Consider the following 1,000-nt stretch of genomic DNA (forward strand, 5'->3'; position numbering starts at 1 on the left):
CCCTGTCGTTGGTCCCCAAGTCCGACACCAAGCAGTCGATGAAGGACTTCAAGACGGACCAGGAGGTGCGCTGGTGCCCCGGCTGCGGTGATTACGCGGTCCTGGCCGCCGTCCAGTCCTTCATGCCCGAGCTGGGACTCGCCCGCGAGAACGTCGTCTTCGTCTCCGGCATCGGCTGCTCGTCGCGCTTCCCGTACTACATGAACACCTACGGGATGCACTCCATCCACGGCCGCGCCCCGGCCATCGCCACCGGACTCGCCTCCTCCCGGCGCGACTTGAGCGTCTGGGTGGTCACCGGCGACGGGGACGCGCTGTCCATCGGGGGCAACCACCTCATCCACGCGCTGCGCCGCAACGTCAACCTCAAGATCCTGCTGTTCAACAACCGGATCTACGGCCTGACGAAGGGTCAGTACTCGCCCACCTCCGAGGTCGGCAAGATCACCAAGTCGACCCCGATGGGCTCGCTGGACGCGCCGTTCAACCCGGTCTCGCTCGCCATCGGCGCCGAGGCCAGCTTCGTGGCGCGCACCATCGACTCCGACCGCAAGCACCTGCAGTCGGTGCTGCGCGAGGCCGCCGCCCACCCGGGCACCGCGCTGGTGGAGATCTACCAGAACTGCAACATCTTCAACGACGGCGCCTTCGACGCGCTCAAGGACCAGCAGACGGCGCAGGACGCCCTGATCCGGCTGGAGCACGGGCAACCGATCCGGTTCGGCGCGCCGACCGAGGACGGCCTGGGCTCCAAGGGCGTCGTCAGGGACCTGGCCACCGGCGAACTCAAGGTGATCGACGTGACCGTGGAAGGGACGGCAGGGGTGCTCGTCCACGACTCCCACGCCGCGTCGCCCACCACCGCCTTCGCCCTGTCCCGCCTCGCCGACCCGGACACGCTGCACCACACCCCCATCGGGGTGCTACGCAGCGTCGAACGGCCGGTCTACGACGCCGACATGTCCGACCAGCTGGAACGCGCCGTCGAGGAGAAGGGCAA

The 1,000-nt window shown here is 68.3% G+C and carries 1 protein-coding gene; it reads left to right on the forward strand.

Annotated features, from left to right (window positions below; genetic code table 11):
- Positions 1 to 2: 2 nt before the first annotated feature.
- Positions 3 to 1,000 (forward strand): 2-oxoacid:ferredoxin oxidoreductase subunit beta (locus tag O3W51_RS48165; protein WP_269290439.1); only part of this gene is annotated, 998 nt, incomplete at its 3' end.

The organism is Streptomyces sp. H39-C1 (assembly GCF_027158125.1).
GTDB lineage: Bacteria > Actinomycetota > Actinomycetes > Streptomycetales > Streptomycetaceae > Actinacidiphila > Actinacidiphila fildesensis.